Origin of the sequence: Endozoicomonas sp. ONNA2, from assembly GCF_024606365.1 — a bacterium.
In the GTDB taxonomy this organism is placed as follows: Bacteria; Pseudomonadota; Gammaproteobacteria; order Pseudomonadales; family Endozoicomonadaceae; genus Endozoicomonas.
Window position 1 is genome coordinate 1 of the sequence record NZ_JAHHPO010000409.1, and the last position, 2,391, is coordinate 2,391.

2 protein-coding genes are annotated in these 2,391 nt (G+C 53.4%); both read left to right on the top strand.

Annotated features, from left to right (window positions below):
* The first annotated feature begins 222 nt into the window (after nt 1–222).
* Complete coding sequence (locus tag KDK14_RS07415) at nt 223–1,257, top strand: type IV pilus twitching motility protein PilT (RefSeq protein WP_257264425.1); 1,035 nt, start codon at nt 223–225, stop codon at nt 1,255–1,257.
* A 20-nt stretch (nt 1,258–1,277) separates the two neighbouring features.
* On the top strand, nt 1,278–2,354 hold the full coding sequence (locus KDK14_RS07420) for a cation:dicarboxylate symporter family transporter (RefSeq protein WP_257264427.1): 1,077 nt from the start codon (nt 1,278–1,280) through the stop codon (nt 2,352–2,354).
* The last annotated feature ends 37 nt before the right edge of the window (nt 2,355–2,391 follow it).

The following is a 2,391-nucleotide window of genomic DNA, read 5'->3' on the forward strand; positions in this document are numbered from 1 at the left end:
GAAGGTTTGGTTTTGCTGACGGCCAGCAGTTGCACTTGCCCGTGGGGATGGCTGGCTTGCTCAGCTTGATGAATTCGGTCATAAACCCGTTGCAAGCGGTTTTGTAATAAGGTCATCTGTACATTACCGGGCAAATAAAATGGCAGGAAGGCCGTGCGGGAATAGCACTCTTCCCGGACAGCCCCATAGTTTACCTGCTTCCCGGGGTAAGGGGGATAATAAATGGATATCACTGAGCTGTTGGCGTTCAGCTATAAACAGGGGGCTTCGGATCTGCATCTGTCGGCAGGACTGCCGCCGATCATTCGAATCGATGGCGATGTCCGCCGGATCAATTTGCCGCCCATGGAACAGAAGGAAGTTCATGGTTTGATCTTTGACATCATGAACGACAGACAGCGTAAAGATCTGGAAGAGCACCTGGAAGCTGATTTCTCCTTTGAAGTCCCGGGCGTTGCCCGTTTTCGGGTGAATGCGTTCAACCAGAACCGGGGTTCGGGGGCGGTGTTCCGGGCAATCCCCAGTAAAGTACTGACCATGGATGACCTGGGCATGGGACAGGTATTTAAAACCATTGCCGATAAACCCAGGGGGTTAGTGTTGGTGACCGGACCTACCGGCTCTGGTAAAAGTACCACACTGGCGGCCATGATGGATTACATTAATGACACCAAATACCAGCATATCCTGACCATTGAAGACCCCATCGAATTTATCCACACCCCGAAAAAGTGTCTGGTTAATCAGCGGGAAGTGCATCGGGATACCCATAGCTTCAGTAACGCCCTGCGTGCAGCTTTACGGGAAGATCCGGATATTATTCTGGTCGGTGAGATGCGTGACCTGGAAACCATCCGTCTGGCCATGACGGCTGCGGAAACCGGTCACCTGGTGTTCGGTACGCTGCACACCACCTCGGCGGCAAAGACCATCGACCGTATCGTCGATGTCTTCCCGGCGGAAGAGAAGTCCATGGTGCGTTCCATGCTCTCGGAATCACTCCAGGCGGTGGTCTCGCAAACACTGTTGAAGAAAAACGGCGGAGGGCGGGTAGCCGCCCATGAGATTATGCTCGGAACTGCCGGTATTCGAAATCTGATTCGGGAGGACAAGGTTGCCCAAATGTACTCGGCCATCCAGACCGGCGGTGGGCTTGGCATGCAAACCCTGGATCAGTGTCTGACGGATCTGATGAAAAAGGGGTTGATCTCCCGTGATGTGGCCCGTGAAAAGGCCAAGGATCGTGACGCATTTTAATACCAGAAGGGACAATAACCATGCCTATAGCAGTACTGGTCAATATTTTTATCATGGTAGCCTTGCTCTACCTGCTTTACCGTTTACAGAAACAAGACCTGCCGTTCACCCGACGGGTCTTTATCGCCCTGGGTATGGGCGTTGGTTACGGGGTCTGCTTACAGCTTTTTTATGGTTACCCTTCTACAACCCTGACCGAGTCGATCAGCTGGTTCAGCATTGTTGGCAACGGCTATGTTGGCCTGTTGAAGATGATTGTCGTACCCCTGGTCATGGTCTCGGTGATCTCAGCCATCCTGAGGCTGAAAGGTGTCGGCACCCTGGGCAAGATCAGCGGCTGGGTTCTGACCTTGCTGATAATGACCGTGTCCATTGCTGCCGTCATTGGTATTATTTCTGCCCTTGGCTTTGGTTTGACTGCCGAGTCCATTACTTCCGGGGTGCGTGAAGCGGCTCGTGGTGAGCAGCTGATATCCACAATGACCCGGGTAGAAAACCTCTCAATTCCCGATATGCTGGTTAGCCTGATCCCTGCCAATCCGTTTATGGATATGACCGGAGCCCGCAGCACTTCCATTATCGGCGTGGTGATTTTTTCTGCCTTTATTGGTGTCGCGGTACTGGGCCTGCATCGCAATCAGCCTGAAGTCGCAGGCCGCTTTGAGCAATCCGTTGATGTTGCCCACGCCATTGTCATGCGCATTGTGACAATGGTATTGCGGCTGACACCCTTCGGCATTCTGGCCTTGATGACCAAAGTGGTGGCAGGCAGTAACTTCACCGATATTCTGCAACTGCTGCAGTTTGTCATCGCCTCTTATGCAGCCCTGATAGCCGTCCTTGTGGTGCACCTGATCATGGTTGCCGTGGCAGGTGCCAACCCCATTCAGTTCATCAGGAAAACCTTGCCGGTTCTGACCTTTGCCTTTACCTCCCGGAGCAGTGCGGGCACCATGCCGCTGACCATTCAGACCCTGACTCAGCGCCTTGGGGTTGCTGAAGGCGTGGCCAACTTTGCCGCTTCTTTTGGCACCACGATTGGGCAGAATGGTTGTGCAGGTATTTATCCGGCCATGCTGGCGGTGATGATGATGTAGCCGAGCTGCGTCGTCGCATTACCTCTCCCAACGGAAC

Bases quoted from the DNA above. Each gene is read 5' to 3' on its own strand.
- KDK14_RS07415 (WP_257264425.1), top strand. From the start codon at position 223: ATGGATATCACTGAGCTGTTGGCGTTCAGCTATAAACAGGGGGCTTCG.
- KDK14_RS07420 (WP_257264427.1), top strand. From the start codon at position 1,278: ATGCCTATAGCAGTACTGGTCAATATTTTTATCATGGTAGCCTTGCTC.